Below are 22292 nucleotides of genomic sequence, written 5' to 3' on the forward strand. Positions count from 1 at the left end.
GGGGAAACCGCAGAGGGCCTGCCCCTCGCGAGGAGAGGCAGGCCCTCTACCGGATCACTTGTGGATCTTGGTGACGCGACCCGCGCCGACCGTGCGGCCACCCTCGCGGATCGCGAAGCGCAGACCTTCGTCCATCGCGATCGGCTGGATGAGCTGCACCGACATCTCGGTGTTGTCGCCCGGCATGACCATCTCGGTGCCCTCCGGGAGGGTCACCACACCGGTCACGTCGGTGGTGCGGAAGTAGAACTGCGGGCGGTAGTTGTTGAAGAACGGCGTGTGCCGACCACCCTCGTCCTTGGACAGGATGTAGACCTGCGCCTCGAACTCGGTGTGCGGGGTGGTGGTGCCGGGCTTCACGACGACCATGCCGCGCTCGACTTCTTCGCGCTTGATGCCGCGGATGAGCAGACCGACGTTGTCACCGGCCTGGCCCTGGTCGAGCAGCTTGCGGAACATCTCGACACCCGTGACGGTGGTCTTGAGCGGCTTCTCCTTGATGCCGACCATCTCGACCTCTTCGTTCACGTTGATGACGCCGCGCTCGATGCGCCCGGTCACCACGGTGCCACGACCGGTGATGGAGAAGACATCCTCGATCGGCATCAGGAACGGTTTGTCGGTCTCGCGCTCCGGGTCCGGAACGTTCTCGTCGACCGCGTCCAGCAGCTCCATGATCTTGTCGCCCCACTCGGCGTCGCCCTCCAGCGCCTTCAGCGCGGAGACGCGGACGACCGGGACGTCGTCGCCGGGGAACTCCTGAGCCGACAGCAGCTCGCGGACCTCCATCTCGACGAGCTCGATGATCTCCTCGTCGTCGACCATGTCGGCCTTGTTCAGCGCGACCAGGATGTAGGGGACGCCGACCTGGCGGGCCAGCAGCACGTGCTCCCGGGTCTGCGGCATCGGGCCGTCGGTCGCCGCGACCACCAGGATGGCGCCGTCCATCTGGGCCGCACCGGTGATCATGTTCTTGACGTAGTCGGCGTGACCGGGGGCGTCGACGTGCGCGTAGTGACGCTTCTCGGTCTGGTACTCGACGTGCGCGATCTGGATCGTGATGCCGCGCTGCTTCTCCTCCGGCGCCTTGTCGATCTCGTCGAACGGCGTGAAGGGGTTCAGCTCGGGGTGCTTGTCGTGCAGCACCTTGGTGATCGCCGCGGTGAGCGTGGTCTTGCCGTGGTCAACGTGACCGATGGTCCCGATGTTGACGTGCGGCTTGTCCCTCTCGAACTTCGCCTTCGCCACTGGATTGTCCTCCTGGACTTGTTAACTTTCCGCCGTACGACTTGTTGTGCCAGGCGGAGTCCTGTCGGGTTGGTGACCGGTGGCCGGCGCTCCCGCAGGAGTCCGGCCACCCGCCGCCGAACTGGGGATTACTCCCCGGTCGCCTTCGCGATGATCTCCTTAGCCACGTTCGCGGGAACCTCGGCGTAGGAGTCGAACACCATCGAGTAGTTCGCACGACCCTGCGTCTTGGAGCGCAGGTCGCCGACATACCCGAACATCTCCGACAGCGGGACCTGGGCCTTGACGACGCGGACACCGCTGCGCTCCTCCATGGCCTGGATGTGGCCACGACGGGAGTTCAGGTCGCCGATGACGTCACCCATGTAGTCCTCAGGGGTGGTCACCTCGACGGCCATGATCGGCTCGAGCAGCGCGGGGGACGCCTTGGCGGCGGCCTCCTTCATGGCGATCGAACCGGCGATCTTGAAGGCCATTTCCGAGGAGTCGACCTCGTGGTACTGGCCGTCCAGCAGGGTCACCTTGATGCCCACCAGCGGGTAGCCGGCCAGCACGCCGTACTGCATGGCGTCCTGCGCACCCTGGTCGACCGACGGGATGTACTCCCGCGGCACACGACCACCGGTGACCTTGTTCTCGAACTCGTACGTCGCACTGTCGGCGCTCTGCTCGATCGGCTCGAGCGAGATGATGACCCGGGCGAACTGACCCGAACCACCGGTCTGCTTCTTGTGCGTGTACTCGTACTTCTCGACGGTCTTGCGAATCGTCTCGCGGTAGGCCACCTGGGGCTTACCGATGTTCGCCTCGACCTTGAAGTCGGACTTCATCCGGTTGACGAGCACCTCGAGGTGCAGCTCGCCCATGCCCTTGATGATGGTCTGACCGGTCTCGTCGTCCAGCTTGACCTGGAACGTCGGGTCCTCCTCGGCGAGCTTCTGGATCGCCGTGGACAGCTTCTCCTGGTCGGCCTTCGTCTTCGGCTCGATGGCCACCTCGATGACCGGCGCCGGGAAGGTCATCGACTCCAGAACGATCGGGTTCTGGGGGTCGCAGAGCGTGTCACCGGTGGTGGTGTCCTTGAGGCCGATCACCGCGTAGATGTGACCCGCCTGGATCTCGTCGACCGGGTTCTCCTTGTTGGAGTGCATCTGGAACATCTTCCCGATGCGCTCCTTGCGCTCCTTGGTCGAGTTGATGACCTGGGTGCCCGAGGAGACCTTGCCCGAGTAGACCCGGACGTAGGTGAGCTTGCCGAAGAACGGGTGCACGGAGATCTTGGAGACCAGCGCCGCGAACGGCTCCTGCGTGCTGGGCTTGCGCTCGGCGGCGGTCTCGCCGTCGGGCAGCAGGCCCTGCACCGGCGGCACGTCCAGCGGCGAGGGGAGGTAGTCGACCACCGCGTCCAGCATCGGCTGGACACCCTTGTTCTTGAAGGCGGTACCGCACAGCACCGGGAAGGCCTCCCGGTTGATCGTGAGCTTGCGGATGCCGTTCTTGATCTGCTCCTCGGTCAGCTCCTCGCCACCGAAGTAGGCCTCCATCAGGGCCTCGTCGGTCTCGGCGACCGCCTCGACGAGCTGCTCGCGGTACTTGGCGGCCTCGTCGGCGAGCTCGGCCGGGATGTCCTCGACCGCGTAGTCCTCGCCCTTCTTGACCTCACCGCGCCAGGTCAGCGCCTTCATCCGCACCAGGTCGACGACGCCCTGGAAGTCGGACTCGGAGCCGATCGGGAGCTGGAGCACCAGCGGCTTGGCGGCGAGCCGCTCCTCGATGGTCCGCACCGTGTAGTAGAAGTCCGCACCCAGCTTGTCCATCTTGTTGACGAAGCAGATGCGCGGGACCTCGTACTTGTCCGCCTGGCGCCAGACCTGCTCGGACTGCGGCTCGACACCCTCCTTGCCGTCGAACACGGCGACCGCACCGTCGAGCACCCGCAGCGACCGCTCCACCTCGACGGTGAAGTCGACGTGCCCGGGGGTGTCGATGATGTTGATCTGGTTGTCGCCCCAGAAGGTCGTGGTAGCAGCCGAGGTGATGGTGATACCCCGCTTCTGCTCCTCTTCCATCCAGTCCATCGTCGCGGCGCCGTCGTGCACCTCGCCGATCTTGTACGTGATCCCCGTGTAGTAGAGGATCCGCTCGGTCGTGGTGGTCTTGCCCGCGTCGATGTGGGCCATGATGCCGATGTTGCGGACCTTGGTCAGGTCTGTCAGCACGTCGCGTGCCACGAGATTCTTCCCCGTTCCTACAGCGGATTCAGCTGTCGAAGCGGTGGGCCGAGGCGGGCAAGAGCCGACCCGACGTCACCAGCGGTAGTGCGCGAAGGCCTTGTTGGACTCCGCCATCTTGTGCGTGTCTTCGCGCTTCTTGACGCTTGCGCCGAGCCCGTTGCTCGCGTCCAGGAGCTCGTTCATGAGGCGCTCGACCATGGTCTTCTCACGACGCTGCCGCGAGTAGGTGACGAGCCAACGCAGCGCAAGGGTGGTGGAACGGCCGGCACGGACCTCGATCGGCACCTGGTAGGTCGCGCCACCGACGCGGCGGCTGCGGACCTCCAGGGTCGGCTTGACGTTGTCCAGCGCACGCTTGAGCGTGACCACCGGGTCGGTGCCGGTCTTGTCCCGGCAGCCTTCCAGCGCCGCGTACACGATGCGCTCGGCCAGCGAACGCTTTCCGTCCACCAGCACCTTGTTCACCAGCTGGGTCACCAGCGGTGAGCTGTACACGGGATCGGCGTGCAGCGGCCGCTTCGGGGCCGGACCCTTGCGGGGCATCAGCTCTTCTCCTTCTTCGCGCCGTACCGGCTACGAGCCTGCTTGCGGTTCTTCACACCCTGGGTGTCAGCGGAACCGCGGATGATCTTGTAGCGCACGCCGGGGAGGTCCTTCACACGGCCGCCACGAACGAGCACGATCGAGTGCTCCTGCAGGTTGTGCCCCTCACCCGGGATGTAGGCCGTGACCTCGATGCCGCTGGTGAGCTTGACACGAGCGACCTTGCGCAGTGCCGAGTTGGGCTTCTTCGGGGTGGTGGTGTACACGCGGGTGCACACGCCACGCCGCTGCGGGCTCCCCTTGAGCGCCGCGGTCTTGGTCTTCGCGACCTTGTCCTGGCGGCCCTTACGGACCAGCTGCTGGATGGTGGGCATGGACCGGCTTTCTGTCAGCGTTCGCGTCTTCTGGGTACTCGGCCAAGCGCCGCTCGTCCGAGCTCCGCTTGACGCACAGTGCCCCTGGCGTCGAGCACCTGCGGCACTGTGTACTTGGGACTCCCCCGCACCACGAGGTCGGGCGTGTCGCCCGCTCCTCGGCCTTGCGGCGCTGATGGCGTCCCAACGGGAATGACCCCAGTGGGCTGTCAGGAGGAGTTCCGCCGCCCGCGTCGGTGTCCGGGACTGCGAACCGCGATGGAGCTGCACGCAGTCACCTGTCACGCACGGGCATGCGGATCGACCCGATCGGTCTCGGGTCCGATAAACAAAGATACCCGCCCCGTTCTGAGAGGGTCAAAACGGGGGTACCCATGACCTGCCCGATCACTCCGGCGCTCCTTCGACGTCGCCGGTTGCCGGGCTCGTCGTGTCCGAGCCGCCACTGTACCCACTGCGGCGCGCCACACCGAGGCGTCGAGCGGCACTGCGCCCGAAAGTCGCATCACCGGCCACGCTGCGCGTTCGCACCACTACGGCTCGGTCCAGACCACGAGCCACTTGGCCGCGCCGAGCCACTGCCCGGCCGGCGGACCACCGGGCCGCAGTCGTCCCGCAACGGGCGAGGCTCGTCGCCCGGACCCGCGGCGACGACGGCGACGCCCGCCGCGATCACGTCCGCCGACGGCAGCCCGACGACGTCGAGCACGACGACCGGGGACCCGTCGTAGTCGAGTTCGCGGGTCACCCCACCCATACGCGCACGGTAGCAGCGCGGCGTACCCGTGATCACCGCACCGCCCGCGCAGGGCTCCGGGACGTCACACCGGGGCGAGCCAGCCGTCCCGCACCAGGTCGTCGACCGGCAGCGGAAGGAAGTAGGCGGTGCCGCCGCCGACCTGACCGTGGTCCGGCCGGATGACGGCCGAGACCACCTCGAACCCGGTGGTCACCCGGAACCTGCGGTACTCGCCGGGCGGGGCGTGCGCGGGCATCGACCGCTGCGGCAGCGTGGTGCCCGCCACGAAGACGGTGTTGCCCTCGGACGGCCCGAAGCGGTCCACCTCGGCGCCCGCGGGGAGCGTGAAGACCGTCTTGCGGTCGAAGGCGGTCAGCGGCGGGTCGACCTCGCTCGGCCGGATCATGCACTCGTAGTCGGCCAGCTCCTCCTCCGGCGTGCGCAGGAAGCGCTCCAGGGTCAGCGTCAGGCAGCCGATCAGGTGCGCGCCGGCCTCGGCGACGATCGGGAAGCGCGACTCGTCCTTGCGGCGGCCCTCGTCCACGCAGTACACCGACCACCACCCGTCGGCCTCGCGCACCATGCTCCAGCCGCCCTCCAGCGGACCGTCGGTGCTGTAGAAGCGCCGGGAGACACCCAGGCTGGCGATCCGCTTGCGGATCAGCTCGACGGTGTTCTCGGTGTAGCCGCCGTCGATCGAGTAGGCGTCGGTACCCAGGACCAGCGCCTTGGCCTGGTCGACCGCGTGCGCGGCGACGCTGCCGGGAACGCGGTGGGCGTGGCGGCGGATGTGGTCGAGGAACTCGGCGGGCGGGCTGATGTCGTGGTGCTCCAGGTAGTGGGCCATCGACAGCGGCCACGCCCAGACGCCGTCGGTGCAGAACACCTTGGGCACCTCCGGCGGGCGGGAGGGGTCGACCTCGTCCTCGGAGGTGCTGTGCGCCGACAGCACGACGTGGCCGTTCCACAGGTACTCGGCCAGCATCGCCTTCTCCGAGGCGGTGACCACCGGCCGGAAGACCTGCGGGCGCCCTTCGGCGTCCCTGCCGTCGAACAGCGGTGCCATCCGGACGGGCCCGGGCAGCTCCGCCGCCGACACCAGCTGCTCGCGGTGGTAGCGGATCGCCGGGGCGAGCAGCCACTCGGGCGCGCCGGTGCGCGGCAGGTGCCGCAGCTCGTCGAAGTACTCGCGCTCGTCGCCGGTCTCGCGCGGCCACCGCGGCGGCTCGTGGTCCGGGGTGAACGCGGGTTCGCCGCCGTCGGCGACCTCGATGCCGAGGTTGCTCCACGCACCCGCGCCGGGGGTGTAGGTGAGGGCGCGGTGCCGCCGCAGCCACTCGACCACCTCGAACGGAGCGATCCACGACAGCTCCGCACCACCGACGACGGCGGTCGCGCTCACCGCGATCCGCTCTCCCAACGCCGCGCAGGACAGCGACAGGCGCTGCCAGCCCTCCGGCGCGAGGCGGCGGAGCGCGCCCACGAGCTCGGCCTCGACGTCGACGCGCAGCACCGGCTCGGTGGCCGGCCCGTAGCCCGCGGGCTGCGGGAACGTCGGGCAGCGCGAAGCGGGCACCGGGAGGTGGTCGACGAAGGCCCGCTCGACGCGCTCGGGCTCGACGGGCTCGCCGTCAGCGCGGAGCCCGGCGCCCGGGACCGCCTCCAGCCTGCGCAGCTGCCCGTCGACCGAGCCCCACGTGGCCCAGTCCGGCGTACCGGTGATCACTCGTCGTCCCCCTCCAGCCTCGTCGCCCGCGGCATCACGCCGTTGATCCGCCGGGGCGCGGGCTTCGGCGCGGGGAAATCCGCGACCGGCTCCGGCGACCGCTGCTGACCCGGCTCGTCCAGCTTCACCGCGCGCATGCGGCGGGTCGGGAACTCGCCAGCCGCCGACGGGGTGGCGGGCCGGGCCGACCGCGGCGGGCGGACCGGGTAGCGCTCGCTCCAGTCCTCGTCGGCGGGCCGGGCCGACTCGTCGGCGTCGGGCTGGAAGGCGCCGACGCCGAACTCGGCGACGCAGTCCAGCGCGATCTGCTCCACGACGTCGCGCAGCTCCAGGTCGGCCAGCCAGTCCACCGGCAGCGCGCCGACGCCGAGCAGCGCGCCGACGATGTTGCCGCAGATCGCGGCCGTCGAGTCGCTGTCACCGGAGTGGTGCGCGGCGACCCGCAGCGCCAGCTCGACGTCGTCGCCGCCGACCAGCGCGGCGCAGACCGCGATGCCCAGCGCCTCCTCGCCGACCCAGCCGCCGCCGAGGACCTCCTCCAGCTGCCGCGGGGTCGGCACCCCGCGCTCGGCCAGCTCCACCGCGAGCTTGAGCATCGCGGTGGTCTCGTCGTGGTCCTCCCAGGTCTCCAGCACCTGCAGGGCCAGCCACACGCCGTCGTCCAGGCTCCTGCCCAGCAGCGCCTGCTGGACGATCACCGCCAGCGCGCCGGCGGAGTGGAAGCCTGCGGGGTGGCTGTGGGTCAGCGCGGCGGTGCGGGCGGCCAGCTCGAACACCTCGGCAGGCGAAGCCGAGTACAGCGCGACCGGAGCGGCCCGCATGACCCCGCCGCAGCCCTTCGAGTCGTTGATCTTCTCGGTGAACGAACCCGCGGGCCTCCCGTCCCCGAAACCGGCGAGCGCGCGGAACACCGTCTTGCCCGGCCCGCGGGTGCTGAACAGGCCGGGGACCTCGACGAGCCAGCCGTCCGGCGCCGGGTGCTCGGCGATGAACGGGCCCGCCGCGGACTTCCACGCCACGCCCTGGGTGTGCAGCCAGCGCTGGTACGCGAGCTGCACCTCGGGCAGCGGGTCGTCGGCGCCCAGCGTGCGCTGGGCGACGCTGCCCCGGATCAGGCCCTCGGCGGTGAACAGGGTCATCTGCGTGTCGTCGGTGATGGCACCCCGCACGCCGTAGGCGGCGCGCAGCCCGCGGGGCCCCTGCGGGCCGAACCGCGCGGTGATCTCGTCGGCGGAGACGAACTCCAGGTCGGAGCCGAACGAGTCGCCGAGCGCGCCGCCGAGGAAACAGCCCAGCACGCGCTCGGTCAGCGACGGCGCGACGTACTCGGGGGCCTCCGGCTTGGCGTGGCCGCCGGAGGCGATCGCCGGAGCGGTGCCGTTCTCGGCTGCGACCTGCGGTTCGGCCGGAGCTTGGTCGGCTTCGACGCGGGCCGGCGGCTCGGCGTGCGCGGCTGCCGCCGGTTCCGGTGCAGCCGGCTCGCGCGTTTCGTCCGCGGGTGCCGGGGTTGGCTCGGCGACCGACGACGGTGCCGCATCCGAGGCGGCGGTGTCGTCTTCGACGTCGTTCAGGTCGTCGTCCGCGGTGTCCTCCGCCTCGTCCTCGGCGACGTCCGATGCCGCGTAGGCCGTGACAGCCGCGACGTGCCGCTCGGCATCGGACGGGCCGTCGGCGACCTCCGGAGCGGACGCTTCGGCGCCGACCGCCGCCGGGAACGCCCCGACCTCGGCCGCCGACTTCCAGTCGGCGGGGTCCTCGGCGACCGGTTCCTCGACGACCGGCTCCTCGACGGGCGCGTACTCGGCGGCGGACCGGGCCGCGTCCGGCTCGTCCGCGACCGGCTCGAAGGTGCGCGGTTCGGCCACGACCGGTTCATCCACGCGCAGCTCATCCACGCGCGGTTCGTCCGCGAGCGGTTCATCCGCGCGCAGCTCATCGGCACGCGGTTCATCCGCGAGCGGTTCATCCGCGCGCAGCTCATCGGCACGCGGTTCATCCGCGAGCGACGGTTCGTCGTCGACGACGTCGGGGCCGTCCTGAGCGTCGGCGGCGGACTCCTCCACGCCGTGCTCGCCGTCCTCTTCTTCGCCGAAGCCGTCGGCGGGAGCGGCGGCCGTCGCTGCTTCGTATCCGTGCGGGTCTTCGCCGTGTGCGCGCACGGCGTCCGCCAGTTCCTCGTCGAAGTCTCCGGCCGACGCCTCCGCGGTTTCCGCGCGCGTCCGAGGTTCCGGCTCCGGCGGCAGGAAGGACCGCGGCTCGTGGTCGCCCGGCTCCGGGATCCGCGGTTCCGGCTCCGGGAAGGTGGGCACCCCGGCGCCCTCGGCACCCGTGTCCTGCGGCGTCCAGTCGCGGAACGCGCCGGTCACCGGCTGCGGGTCGAACCCGGTCCGCGCCTCCGCGTTCCGGTCGCCGCCGGACGGCGCCTCGGCGAAGGGCTCCGGTACCGCGGGCGGCTGCCAAACGCTCGCGGGCTCGAAGTCCTCGCGGACGGCCGTCGCACCAGCGTGCGGCTCTTCCCAGTCACCGACCACTCCGACCCGCGGGTCTTCGCGGTCGGCGGTTTCGCCGGGCTGCCGGTCGTCCGAGGCGAAGGCCTGCCCGTCCGGCGGGTTCGCAGCCTCGACCCCGAAGTCCGCACCGGCCTGCCAGTCCCCGGGGGCGGCGGCCGCATCGACCTGCCAGTCCTCCCGGTCGGGGTCGAAGCCGACCCGCCGCTCCTCCGGAGCGAAGGCGGTACCGCCCAGCCCGGGCTCGGGCGCAGCGTCCCGCCGCCACGACGGCTCGTCCGCCGGGTCGGTGAACCGGCCAGATGCCCCGTCAGCGGTGTCGGCGGCCGGCACGACGTCGTCGGAACCGATGGGAGGCAGCACCATCGTCGTCTCGACCGCGGCTTCGGCGTCCACCGCGGGCATCGAGGCGGTCAGTTCGAGCGGACTGCCGTAACCGGGGCTGCGCTCGTCGACGTAGCGCTGCGCCCACCTGGGCATCGGCGGCGGCGCGAACGCCTCCGAGGCGTCCGCGCACAGCTGCTCGATGATGTCGCGCAGGTCGAGCTGCTCGAGCCAGTGGGCGGGGATCGCCTCCGGCCCGTACAGCGCACCCGCGAGCTGCCCGGCGAGCGCGCCGGTGACCGAGCTGTCGGCGGACTGGTTGACAGCGACCCGCACCGCGTCGGCGAAGTCCGAGGTGCAGCCGACCGAGGCAAGCGCGATCCCGAGCTCGCCCGGCTTGTTGGCGGTGTCGAACTCGATGTCCAGCTGGCCCGGCTCCGGCCTGCGGCCGCGGGTGCCGGCGAACATCGCCGCGTGCACGGTGCGGCGGACGTCGGCGGGCATCCAGGCCGCCGGGTAGGCCACGCCGAGGCGCTTGCCGTCGGCCTCGGCGGCGGCGTCCCACAGCGGCACACCGCGGATGAGCTGCGCGAGGATGTCGCTGTGCATCCCGGCGGCGTGCTGGGCGTCCACGCCGGTGGTGAACAGCGTCGTGATGCCGGCCGCCACCGAGTACACCAGCTGCGGGGAGTCCGACCACACCATCGCCGGTGCCGCCCAGGCCGCGGTGTCGATCAGGCCCGGGTTCGTCGCCGGCGGGTACAGCATGCCGTCGGGACCGTAGGGCGAGCGCATCGCCATCCGCCCCAGCAGCGCCATCGCGTTGCCCGCGGGGTTGCGGGTGGAGTAGAGCTCCTGGCGCTGCAGCAGCCACCCGGTCGGTTCGGGTTCGGACCGCACGTACGCCGACATCGCGTACTCCCACGGCACGCCCTGGGTGAACAGCCACCGCAGGTAGTTCGCCAGCACGTGCGGCGTCGGCGGCTGCGCCGACCCGGCCGGGTCGGCGGCCTTGGCGCGCAGCAGCGCGTCGAGGGTGAACACGTTCAGCTGCGTGACGTCGCTGACCGCGCCCCGCCGCCCGAAGACGGGGATGAACTCGGTGACGCCCCGCGGGCCGAACCAGCCCTGGATCTCGCCGGTCGACATCTCGCGGACCCCGGCGCCGAGCGCGTCGCCGACGGCGCCACCGAGCATCGCGCCGCGGAAGCGGTCGGCCCAGGTGAGCCGCGGTGGTTCGGACCCGGCCGGTCGAGCGTCGGTCATCGGCATGTCTCCTGTCGGGTCACCAAGCGGGGTAACGCCTGCTCCACGCCGGGTCGGTCGGCGGACCGGGGCTGAACTCGGCCAGCGCGTCCCGCGCCAGGGTGTGGATCACGTCGTGCAGTTCCAGCTTTTCAAGCCACTCCGGCGGAATGGCCTGGTTTCCGTAGATCGCCCCCGCAATGTTGCCGCACACGATGCCGGTGGAGTCGGAGTCCCCCGAGTGGTTCACCGACAAGAGGAGTGCGCTCGGCAGATCGCCGGTGGCCATGACGGCGTAGAGCCCGATCGCGAGCGCCTCCTCGCCGACCCAGCCCTCGCCGAGGGTCTGCTTCAGCTCCTCCGGCGACACCGGGCCCCTGGCGCCCAGGTCCACGGCCGCGTCCAGCGCGCGGAGCTGCTCTTCGTGCTCGGGCCAGCGGACCAGCAGATCCCGGGCGACGCGCACGCTGTCGGCCAGCGGCACGGAGCGGATCAGCTGGTGCACGACGACGGCGAGCACACCGGCGGAGAGGAACCCGCTGGGGTGGCTGTGGGTCAGGGCGGCGGTGTCGACGGCGGCCTTGAACACCTCGGCCGGGTCGTTGGACCACACAGCCACCGGAGCGGCGCGCATGACGCCGCCGCAGCCCTTGGAGTCGTTGATCCGGTGCCGCGGGGTGGCGTGCTGGTGCGTCTGCGCGAAGTTCGCCAGCGCCGACATGCAGGTGTTGCCCGGCGCCCGCGGGCTGAACAGCTCGCGGTTGGTGATCAGCCACCCGTCCGGCTGCGCCAGGTGCCGCGCGTAGGGGCCGGCCGCCCGCTCCCACGGCTGGTTCTGCGTGTGGTACCAGCGCTGGTAGGCGTGCTGCACCTCGGGCACCGGATCGCTGTCGACCGGCTTGATCCGCCGCGCCACATGCGCCCGGATCAGCCCCTCCAGCGTGAAAAGCATCATCTGGGTGTCGTCGGAGATGTGCGCCAGCCCGTCCCGCAACACCGGCCCGGTCACCCCCGCCGGCCCGTGGTGCCGCCGGATCATCTCGATGTCGTTGAACTCGATCGCATATCCCAGCGCGTCCCCCATCGCCCCGGCGAGCATGCTCCCGAGGAACCGCTCGTGCGCGTTCGGCTCCGGGCGCGGTGGCTGCGGCTGCGGCTGCGGCTGCGGCGAGGGTGCACCGGCTTGCTGGGGCTGCGCTTCTCGCGCCGGCTCGGCACCTTCGCTTTCGGGTCCTGCGTCGAGTGCGTCGATCAGCGCTGCCCCGGGAAGCCGGACCTGGTGCGCCGTACCGGCGTCGAAGACCAGGTCGACCTCCTGGAGCAACGAGCGCAGGGATTCCGCCCTGACCCGGACCGCGTTCTTCCCGATGTCCGGTACGTACTTGGCCGCCGAGGCGGCGATGGCCACTGGCCGATCTTCTCCGCTGGAGGTAGTCGTGGGCACGCTGCCGTCCTCGTCGACCACGAGCGCGAACTCGGTACGGGCGACCACGGATGCAAGTTCCGACTCCGACGCGTAGCCGGTGTACTTCAGGTGCAGTGCCCGCTCCAGAGGGGAAGCCGGCTCGGGAAAGCCGAGCGTGACCGGAGACGGCATGTACGTCGGGTTCGGCCGGTAGTCACCGGACAGCTCGCCGGACTCGTCGACCCAGAACTGGCCGACGAACGCGTGCTCACCGAGCTCCGCCCCGGGCGAGGACCGGAACATCACGTCCGGGACCGGCAGCCACGACCCTGGGTGGCGTCGAGCCTCTTCGCGGAACTCGTCGGTGAGCTCCGGCAGGGAGTGCAGCACCGCTCGCTCCCCGATCAGCATCAGATCGTTCTGGTCGCCGGGCGTGGCGATGTGCACGTTGCGTCCGCCGAGCAGCGGGAGCAGCTGGTAGCCGATCGCAACCCGCGTACCGGGCGCGAAGTCCGGCACGGCCTCCGCCCGGGTGCAGACCCAGATCTGCTCCTTCTCCTGGTCCTTGATGTGGAAGAACACCGGGTCCGACGATTCCGGCGAGGTGACCAGCAGCATCGGTGTCCGGAGGAACTCCTCGTACACCCGCGACACCGGTGCTTCTTCGGCAGCGAAGTCCGCGATGGCCCGTTCGACCGCGTTCATGTTGACATCCGACGTCCCCACAGTGCTCTGCTCCGTTCCCCGCGTTGTCCGACCGGCGGTCTGTCCTCCTTCCCGTGGAGCACCCGCTCCGGTCGTCCGGTGCTTCGGGAGAACCGGATACCGGGCGAACCACTCAGGTGAGTTCGCCGGCATCGAGCCGAACTCCTCGGCAGCGTCCAGCCCCAGCCGAAGGACTTGCTCGCCGACGTCAAGACTTCCGACCAAGTCTTCTCCGATGCGGCCTGGGCCCTCCTGAACGCCTTTGACGAAGCCGCAGATCGCACCGGCGCCGGCCACGTCGCCGTCCCAGTCGGTAGCCAGGGACAGAGCTTCCTGCCAGGATGACGAGGTCAGTGCCGCGAACACGCCGATCGCCAGCGCTCCCACGACCTCGCCGAAGCCGCCCAGTTCCGCCACCGCGTCCCGGTGGGTGGCGTTTCCCGCGCGGCAGCCGTCGCGCAGTTCCCGGACCCGGCGCAGGGCGCCCGCCACCAGAGAGCCTTCGGGAAGAGCCGCAACATGGCGCTCGGCCTCGCTCAGAGCGAGTTCGGGCGCATCGAACATCGATTCGCGCAGGAGCGTCGCCAACGCTGCAGCCGACACAGCCGACGGCGAGTCGCCGCCGCCCCGCAGCACCATGCCAGTCACCAGGTCCGCGAGTGGCGCTTGGTCGCTTTCCGCGGGAGTGGCGCCCAGGCCGCCCCACCAGAACGACAGCGTGGCGTGCGATACCAGCGCGGAGGCACCACCCGGTGTGGATGCCGATGGTCCGTCAGCGGAACTCCGCGGCAACTCTCGCGCGAGCCAGCTGACGTTCCGGGCATCGAGAGGCGGCTCCGCACCATCTTCGAACGCCCGCCAGACGCTCAACGCATGCCCTATTTCCTCGGATACGGCGTCCACGCCACTACGGCGGAGACGCGCGTGCGCGCGGAGGAGCGCTTCGGCGAGGAAACAGCTCAGGCGGAAGGCCGCTGTAGTGCCGCTCAGGCCTTCCCCCGCCCATGTCCCTCCGCGAAGCCTTGTGGCACCGAAGGCATTCCCGACCGCCCCGCCGAGCAGCAGTCCGACCGCGTGGACTGGAATGCGCCGAGGCGTCGACCACGTCCGCTGGAAGACCGACGGCTGTTCCGGGCGAAGTGTCTTGGCCAGGCTGACCGCCGCGTTCGGCTGCCCCTCGCCCTGGTTCTCGAAGCGGTGCAAGAGCATGGCCTCGCCGAAGGTCTGCGCACGCACGTCGTCGCGCCTGCGCCGCCATTCTGCGAGCGCTGCGCGTTCGTCGGCATCCAGCCGCTTGGCCCGCAGATCGGGTGCCGGATCCAAACGTGTCGCCGGAGCGGACACACGGCCTTCGAGGAGGATCGTCTGTGCTTCGGGCGTTCCCTGGATCGAGCGCCAGTGCGCCAGCACGGCCCGCTCGGTCGCGTCCAGGGGCAGCCGCGCCCTCGGCTCGTTCATGACGAAAGTCCTGTCGTCGGACGGTGGCGGGTGTTCACAACGCCACCAGGTAGCGGCTCGTCCATTCCTCGGTATCCGGAGGCGCGGGCGTGCAGAACTCCTCGAGAACCTTGTCTACCAGGCTCTCCGCCGTGTACCTCAGCTCCAGGTCAGCGAGGAAACGGTCCGGGAGCGCGTCCCGCCCGAGCTTGAGCCCCATCAACGTGCCGCACACCGCCCCGGCGGTAGCGCTGTTGCCGGAGTGCCTGACCGCGGTGAGCACGGCGTCCTCGAAGCTGTGCGGGTGGGCCAGCGCGGATGCCACCGCGACGCCCAGCACGTCGGGCGCTCGGTGCGACGCACCGAAACGCTCGTCCAGCGTCTCCGGCGTGACGTTTCCGTTCCGCGCGAGCTCCACCGCGCGCTGCAGGGCGTCGCTGGTGGACTCGTGGCCCTGCCAACGGGAGAGCTGGTGCGAAGCAGCGTCCAGGGCCTCCTCGAACGGGCGCTCGTGCAGGAGGTGCTGGGCGAGTACCGCGAACACGCCTCCTGGTAGGTAGCCGTCGGGGTGGCCGTGCGTGATCAGCGAAGCCGTCGCGCCGAGCTTGAACGCGCGCTCCGGCACGTCGGTCCAGATGGCGACCATCGCGGCACGGCCCAGACCACCACAACCCTGCTCGTTGTTCAGCGGTGATGTGAATGTGCTCAGGCCGCGCTCGGGCTGGTCCTCGGTCGAGCATGCGAAGCTCTGCAACGCCTGGAGATTGACCGCGTCCGTGGAGCGCAGCGCGTGCACCTCGGCAACATCGACCAACGTTCCGAAGTGCTTCACCGCGTTCTGCCGCATCGATGCGGGCAGCACAGCAGGCCACGGCGCGCCCTGCGTGCTCAGCCACTGCGCGAGTGCGATCTGCATCTCCAACCGCGGGTGCACCAGGTGCTCGTTCTCCGAACGCCGCAGCCGCACCCTGGCCATGATCATGCTCTCCAGCACGAACAGAGCCATCTGGCTGTCGTCGGTGATCCTGCCTGCCGGTATGTTCAGAACCGCCGGCGCGGTCCCGTCTTTTCGCCCGTAATCGGCAGGGATTCTCTCCAGCGACTCGAATTCCACTGGAGCGCCGAGCGCGTCACCGACCATGCCGCCGAGCACCGCGCCAGGTAGGTTCCTGGCGATCTCCGCGCAGCTGGCTGCCTCGTATCGCGGTACGACGCGGTGCCGGCCGAGAAACCCCGTCGTACCGCGTGGCGGCGGCGCGTTGTTGCGGACGAAGCTCTCACCGAGTGCTTTCCGCGCTATGTCGTTGAAGACTTCGGTGGCCGCGGAGTTGGAACTGATCCCTTGCCGCCAGTGCATGCGCCACGCTTCGATGAACTGCACCTCGTCGGGCGTCAACTCGACGATTTCCACTTCCGCGCCACCGGCTCTCGTCGGCCTATCGGCACCGGTCGGCTCATTGGCAGACATCATGCGTACCCCACCTCGGACGGAGACCAAAGCAATCCGGTCTTCATATCGCCGACCTAACCCAACAACTGTTCGATTTTACTGGACCTGCGGGGCGCCGTGGATGTGCCGTGATCGGCGGTAGGGACAGCGGCCGCAGGGGAGATCCCAGGAGCAGCTGCCTGACCTACCTCTTCGAGCACGACGTTGACCTTCAGCCCGTTCTCCTCGTACCGCGCCACACGGAACTCCCCGTCACCGATTCGCAGCACTTCCCCCTCGCCGGGCAGCCGGGAAAGACTGGCTATGTTGACGTTCGTCCCGTTCCACACCTGCATGGTGACGAGGTAGTCCTCGCCTTCCCGGTGCCCGTCTGGCACATGCCTGCTTTCCACCTCGGTGCCACTCATGAACGCTTCCTCGCGCACTGTTGCGCCGGAATTTCCGTACTTCTCGCGGAATCCGGCCATGCTTTCCGGGGAAACCGAGATCTTTCTCTCCACTAGCTGAGTGGCAGGTACACCCATCGCCTCGTCGTTGGCTCTGATCTTGTTCAGCGCGGAAGTCAGAAGCCTGCGATAAGGCTCCATCTCTTCCCTGTCAGGCGTTCCTTCGCGCATCGACTTGTTCAGCGCGTAACAACTGCCGTGGTCGTAGGTGTAGGTCAGCAGGGCCGAGATCTCCTCGTCCGAGACCCCGCGCAGCCTGTCCGGATGGGCAACTCGGGCTCGGACGAGTTCGTCGGGGGCCGCCGGGACGAACAAATCCGGTCTTGCCGTGCAGAGCCGTTCGAAAGCGGCCGCGTCCTCAGCAGTGGCGACACGTGAGAGCTCACCCTCGCCACGCGGAACAGCGCCGTCCGCGCCGGCCACCTCTTCTGCCTTGGCCAGCTCCCGGAGGCGTTCCGCTTCGATCTCTTCGGCATCGACGTCGCCCAGACGCTCCAGCAGCGTTCGCCTTTCCGGCTCGGCTGTCGTGGTCGCGTCCGAGTGGGAGCCGTCGTCCAGTCGATCAGGAGCATCACCGGCGGAGGTGTCCCGAACACCGTCGGGGCCATCGGTGTCGGCGTCCTGTACCGCCCTCGACTGATCGGCGGCGTCTTCGGTGCCCCGTTCCGCATCCGAGCCTGATGGAGCATCCGTCTCCCCGTCACGGTCCACACGCTGGGGTCCGCCCGGAGCGTGTTCCGTCGCGTCGAGGTTGGCGTCCTTGGGCGAGAGCGGCTGAGCATCCACCGCACCGTCCCGGTCGGGCTTCGTCCCGCTGACTCCAACCTTCGCGTCCTGCGCGGGAGCTTCATGACCAGCGGCGTCGGTGAAGCGGCGGACAGCCGGTGGCTCTTCGACGGGTCGGCCGACAGGTGCGGCATCCGGAGAGGCCGCCGGCGAAGGTCGAGGCACTCGCGGGTCGACAGGTTGTCGACCAGTCGGCGAATCGCCCGGATGGGGCTGAGTGCGCGGCGGAGCAGGCGCTTGGGGCGAGCTGGGAGCCGGCTGGGCGTCGGCTGGTTTCGGAGCTGGTTCTCGTGCTGGCGGGACGGCCGGCGGTTGCGGCGTCTGCGGAGCGCGCGGTGGTGCCCCGGCAGTCTGCCAACCGGGCTCGGGCGGCGCCTGGCTGCGAGGGGGCTGCGTTGATGGTGGGGTGTCGCCGGGCGGGCGCGTGTTGGAGTGCGGTCCGACCGCTGGAGCTGCGGCGCGCGGCGGGGCTGCGTTCGGCGCGGGCGTGCCCGTGGGCTGGTTCGGGCGCGAGGGAGCGGCAGGCGTGTGGCCGGGTGGTGCGGGCGAGGCGCCGGGCCCGGCTTGCGCGTTGCCTGCTGGTGCGGACGAAGTGCCGGGTGCCGCTGGGGCGTTGCCTGGTGCGGCCCCTGGGGCATTGCCGGGTGTAGCCGCTGGGGTGTTGCCGGGTGGGGCTGGCGGGTTGAACCACTCCCACCGGTTCGTTTGGGGGTGGAAACGGCCCAGGTCGTGGTACTGGTTTCCGTCGAAGTGGACCGGGACCCAGCGGCCCGCGTCGTCGGTCCGGCCGTGGGCGATCCAGCGGCCGCGGTCGTCGAAATGGCCGTTGGGGACCAGGCGGCCGTTGGGCTCGACGTGGCCGGGGACCCAGCGGCCCTGGGCGTCGACCTGGCCGTGCGGGTGCCACCTGCCGTAGGCGTCGATGTGGGCGTGGGGCACGAAGTCGCCGGTCGGCGAGATGTGTCCGGGGATGTCGGTGCCGTAGGCGTCTTTTCGGGAGTGGAAGCCCGAGAAGCGCGGGCCGCCTGGGTGCTGGAACTCCTTCGGGGCCTGCGGGTGGTCGGGAGGGATACCGCGGCGGACGGCGTCTTGGGCTTGGGCGCCGTGTTTGACCCATTGCGGGTCGTGGCCCGGTGGGAAGGGGCTGTCGTGGACGGCTTTGGTGCCGTCGGGGCTGTGGCTGACCCACTGGCCGGGATCGTCGAAGTGCGGTTGCGGCGCGCCGGAGGAGTCGACGTCGAAGGACGCCCTGTCCCCGCTGGCGTACATGTTGCCGTAGTTGTCGACCCACGCGTCGGTCTTGGGGGCCAGCACCTCGACGCCGAGTTCCTTCGAGAGCTGCTCGGCGAAGTTCGGGCTGCCGTCGGGTGTGTCGGAACCCGTCCGGCACGACAGCAACCGGATCGGCTCGCCCTGCTTGTAGCCGGGCGAAGCCCTGATGACCTCGGCTAGCTCCTTGGCGCTGAGGTCGTGACCGCCGAACTTCACGCCGGTCGGGCTGCCGTGCACCTCGACGGTGAACCGCTTCGGGTCCGGCATCGCGGTGCCGACCCGCTGCGCACGTACGTCGGGCACCGCGGTGTCGTACTTGCGGATCAGCGACAACCCGGCCTGGTTCAGCTGGATGTCGAAGCGGTCGTCGCCCAGCTTCGCCTTGAGGTCGTCGGGCAGCTTCGGCGGCCGGGTGTGCCCCAGGTGCCGGGCGTATTCGTGGTGCCACGGGTTGTCCGGCGGCTCCTCGGCCGCCATCGACTCCGTCGTGGAACGCTGCGGCGCCTCCGGCTCGGGCATCGGGGCCGGGGACTGGGGGGTGTCGGCGGCCGGGGGCCGGTGGTAGCCGAGCGACTCGGCGCGGATCTTGGCGTCTTCGGCCATCCTCCGCTGCCAGCCGGGACCCCAGTGCGGTTCGCCCTGACCCTTGATGTGGCCGAAGTCGTTCGGCTTGATACCCGCCCACGCCCATCGGTTCTGGTCGGGCTCTGCGGTGACCCGCCGGTTGGGGGCATCGGGCCGGGAAACGGCGGGGTGGGGGCCGTCCGGGCGCGGGGCATCGGGGCGGGGGCCGTCGAGGCGGGGGGCATCAGGACGCGAAGCGTCGGGGCGGGGACCATCCGGGCGGATGACTTCGGGGCGGGGCCCGTCCGAGCGGGGACCGTCCGGGCGTAAGCCCTCGGGGCGGTTCGGGTGAGGCCCATCAGGCCGCGAGGCATCGGTGCGAGGGGCGCCCGGGCGCGGCGCATCAGGACGCGGAGCGTCGGGGCGCGGGGCATTGGCCTGCGGGGTACCCGGCCGGAGGGCCTCAGGGCGTGTGCCATCCGGACGCGGTGCACCTGGGCGGGAGGCTTCGGGACGCGGGGCGTCCGGGCGGGGCCCGTTCGGGTGGGGAGTGTTAGGGCGCGGGGCGTCCGGGCGAGGTGAGTTCGGAACCGGGCCGCCGGGGCGGTGGAAGTCCGGGCGTGGGCCGTCGGGGCGGTGGCCGGGCGTCTGTGGCCGCGGCGCCTCCGCGCGCGGCCCCTCCGGGGCCTCCGGCCCCCGGCCCGGCCCCGCCGGCCTCCGGCCGGGGGCGTCCCCCCGCTGCACGGGGACGCCCGGCGCCTCCGGCGCCCCGCCGCGCCGCGGCGGGTGCGGACGCTGCGCGTCCGGGCCGGCCTGCGGCCGGGACGGCGTTGCGCCTGCCCGCGGTCCCGCGGGCGCGCCGGGCCGTTCCGGCCCGCGCCCGCGGGGGCTGTCCGGGCCCGCCGGGGCGCGCCCGGCTGCGCCGGGGCTTCCCGGCGTCCCGGTCCAGCCGCCACCGGTGCCGGGGCGTGATCCGCGTCCGGCCGGAGGTGCGCCACCGGCCGAGGGTGCGCCTCCCGCCGGACCTCCCGCAGGAGCGCCGCCCATCGCGCTGCCTGACGCGGGACCGGCGGGCTGGTCGGTGCGCGGCGCGGATGGCGGGGGTGCGGAAGAGCCGAGATCGGGCCGGGCTGGAGCGTCCACATTGGACGCCGTTGTGGCGGCGGGGCCTTCTGGTCGCCGGGGAACGTCCGCGCCTGAAGGAGCGGCTCCAGCGGTTGGAGCAGACCCAGCGCTCGGCGATGCGCCGGAGTGCGGGGAAGGGCCAGAGGCCGGGGACGAACCGGAATCAGGGAACGAACCAGGGCTCGGCGACGAACCGAACGCAGGGGAAGAACCGGAATCGGGAGAGGAACCGGAGCCTGGTGAGGCAGCGGCGGCTGGAGACGACCCCGTACCGGGCGAGGAGTCGCCGAATGAGCGCGGGCCTTCGGAGGACGCGGTCGCACTCGGAGTTTCTGGGGCGGAGCGGGCGGGCTGACCAGCGTCCGGAGCCGACGCCGTGCCCTGACCGTCGGGGGTCGAACTCCGTCCTGGGGCTTCCGGGGCGGAGCCGCTGCTCGGGCTGTCCGGGGTGCTCGACGCTCCGCCGGTGTCGCGTCCGAACGAGTTCGTCGAGGATGGCGAGTCTCCGCCGGGGTGGGCGGCGCCGTTGCCATTGCCCGACCCCGGACCATCACCGGCCCCCGGACGATCACCGGTCCCCGGATCTCCACCGGATCGCGGCGAATCACCGGATTGCGGTGAATCACCCGACCCCGAACCAACACCTGAATCCGGACCATGGCCCGCCCCGGAGGCAGGACCCGCCCCCGTGCCCGGTGCGTCGGCCGCGCCCGCAGCACTACCACCGTCCGGGCCGCCGCCATCCCCGGCACCGTCCGCACCGCCGCCGTCCGTAGCGCCGCCACCCGCGCCGTCCCCGGCACCGGCACCGCTACCCGCGCCGTTGCCACCCCCGGCACCGCCGCCGCCGTCGCCATCGCCGTCCCCGCCGTCGCCGCCGGGGGCGTCCGGGCCACCGAACTTCGCCTGGTGCTTGCCGACGATGTCGGTGCCGAGGACGTCGTCGACCTTGCCCCAGGACTTCTCGGCGAGCTTGTCGGCCATCCTGCCGGGGACGTCGACCTTGTCGGCGGCCTTGCCCGCCCACTGGGCGGCGGCGCCCACCTTGTCGGCGACCGGCTTGGTCAGCTTGCCGAGGGCCTTCATGACCTCGCCGAACACCTCGGCCATGCGGGCCAGCTTCGGTGCCACGTTGCTGATCGTCTTGATCAGCTTCTGCACGATGTCGGCGATCTTGGCGACGGTCTTGCCGATGAACGCGACCGCCTGCGGGACCACCCACGCCAGCGACGCGATCGGCGGCAGGAGCGCCTCGAGCGCGTAGGTGATCAGCCGGGAGATGCAGTCGGCCACCAGGTCGCGCACGAACTCCCGGACGAACGAGACGACCTCGCCCATGATCGTCACGACGGTGCTGATGGTGCCCGCCAGCTCCGAGGCCGCGGTGAGTGCCCGGCCCTTCTCCGCGGCGTGCGCGCGGTAGGCGTCACCGGCCGCGCCCGTCCACCCCGCGGTGTCGGCCGCCGTCGCGGCGGCGTAGGAGGCGGCGGCCTCGCCGACCGCCTCGGAGACCTTCGTCCAGGTGGCCCCGTACGCCTTGACACCGTCGGGGTCGCCTGCGAACCAGTCCAGCGCCTCCTTCAGGGGTTCCACGTGCTCGATGAGCCAGGACAGCCCGTAGGAGAGCAGGGTGCCGACGGGGTCGACGGCGAGGCTGACGCCCTCCATCACCATGCCGCCCCAGGCGAAGCCCGACTCCACCCAGCTGGAGCCGTCGTTGAGGCTGCTGACGTCGTGGTAGAACTCCAGGATCCCGACGCCCTTGAAGCCGTCCGGGGTCGCGTTGGGGTCCTTGGGCAGGGTGCTCTCGGTGACGACGAGCGGGTTGTCGGTCATCGGCCCAGCTCGCCGAGCATGCTGGAGTTGTCGTCGTCGACGGCCTGGTACTCCTCGGCGGTGGCGCGGACGTTGTCGGCGACCTCCCGCATCGCGTCGACAGCCTTGCGCAACGTCTCGACGCCGTTCTGCTCCACCGACTCGATCATGAGGGCGAAGGGCTGGCAGAGGATCCCGTAGGCGTCGTTGTTCAGCGTGACTTCCCGCGAGGCGTCGACAGCCGTGTTCAGCCGGTCCACCACACCGTCCACCTTGGACGCGTGGGAACGCAGTCCCTCGATGACGACGTTCATCTCATCGGCCACGACGGCCTCCCCCCGAATGCG

At 70.8% G+C, this 22292-nt stretch carries 11 protein-coding genes; all 11 read right to left on the reverse strand.

From position 1 onward, the window contains the following. Positions 1-54: 54 nt before the first annotated feature. The 11 genes from tuf to SACE_RS32985 all read right to left on the reverse strand — a co-directional run bounded on the left by tuf (position 55) and on the right by SACE_RS32985 (position 22271). Positions 55-1248, reverse strand: coding sequence for an elongation factor Tu (gene tuf, locus SACE_RS32925; protein ID WP_009948624.1), 1194 nt, complete (start codon positions 1246-1248; stop codon positions 55-57). 128 nt (positions 1249-1376) lie between these two features. Continuing rightward, positions 1377-3479, reverse strand: a complete 2103-nt coding sequence (gene fusA / locus SACE_RS32930; protein WP_009948622.1) for an elongation factor G — start codon at positions 3477-3479, stop codon at positions 1377-1379. Between the two features lie 75 nt (positions 3480-3554). Further along, positions 3555-4025 (reverse strand): 30S ribosomal protein S7, encoded by a 471-nt coding sequence (rpsG, locus tag SACE_RS32935; protein ID WP_009948621.1) that lies wholly within the window; start codon positions 4023-4025, stop codon positions 3555-3557. Further along, on the reverse strand, positions 4025-4399 hold the full coding sequence (gene rpsL, locus SACE_RS32940; RefSeq protein WP_009948619.1) for a 30S ribosomal protein S12: 375 nt from the start codon (positions 4397-4399) through the stop codon (positions 4025-4027). Before rpsL ends, rpsG begins: the two co-directional genes overlap by 1 nt. A 505-nt stretch (positions 4400-4904) precedes the next feature. After that, complete coding sequence (locus SACE_RS32945; RefSeq protein ID WP_011875170.1) at positions 4905-5156, reverse strand: hypothetical protein; 252 nt, start codon at positions 5154-5156, stop codon at positions 4905-4907. Positions 5157-5220: 64 nt separating this feature from the next. Further along, positions 5221-6864, reverse strand: a complete 1644-nt coding sequence (locus tag SACE_RS32950) for a TNT domain-containing protein (RefSeq protein WP_009948617.1) — start codon at positions 6862-6864, stop codon at positions 5221-5223. Next, positions 6861-10961: an ADP-ribosylglycohydrolase family protein gene (locus tag SACE_RS32955; RefSeq protein WP_011875171.1), complete on the reverse strand. Its 4101-nt coding sequence runs from the start codon at positions 10959-10961 to the stop codon at positions 6861-6863. The genes SACE_RS32950 and SACE_RS32955 overlap by 4 nt, the downstream gene beginning before the upstream one ends. Before the next feature lie 19 nt (positions 10962-10980). Beyond that, positions 10981-14508, reverse strand: coding sequence for a type VII secretion system-associated protein (locus SACE_RS35825; protein WP_011875172.1), 3528 nt, complete (start codon positions 14506-14508; stop codon positions 10981-10983). Between the two features lie 34 nt (positions 14509-14542). Further along, positions 14543-15958, reverse strand: coding sequence for an ADP-ribosylglycohydrolase family protein (locus SACE_RS32965; protein ID WP_143538262.1), 1416 nt, complete (start codon positions 15956-15958; stop codon positions 14543-14545). Positions 15959-16011: 53 nt separating this feature from the next. After that, positions 16012-21966 carry an ADP-ribosyltransferase domain-containing protein gene (locus SACE_RS39875; RefSeq protein ID WP_011875174.1) on the reverse strand — a complete coding sequence of 1985 codons (5955 nt, stop codon included), beginning with the start codon at positions 21964-21966 and terminating at the stop codon, positions 16012-16014. After that, positions 21963-22271, reverse strand: coding sequence for an ESX-1 secretion-associated protein (locus tag SACE_RS32985; RefSeq protein ID WP_009944117.1), 309 nt, complete (start codon positions 22269-22271; stop codon positions 21963-21965). The genes SACE_RS39875 and SACE_RS32985 overlap by 4 nt, the downstream gene beginning before the upstream one ends. Positions 22272-22292 lie beyond the last annotated feature (21 nt).

Source organism: Saccharopolyspora erythraea NRRL 2338 (genome assembly GCF_000062885.1).
GTDB classification, from domain to species: Bacteria; Actinomycetota; Actinomycetes; order Mycobacteriales; family Pseudonocardiaceae; genus Saccharopolyspora_D; species Saccharopolyspora_D erythraea.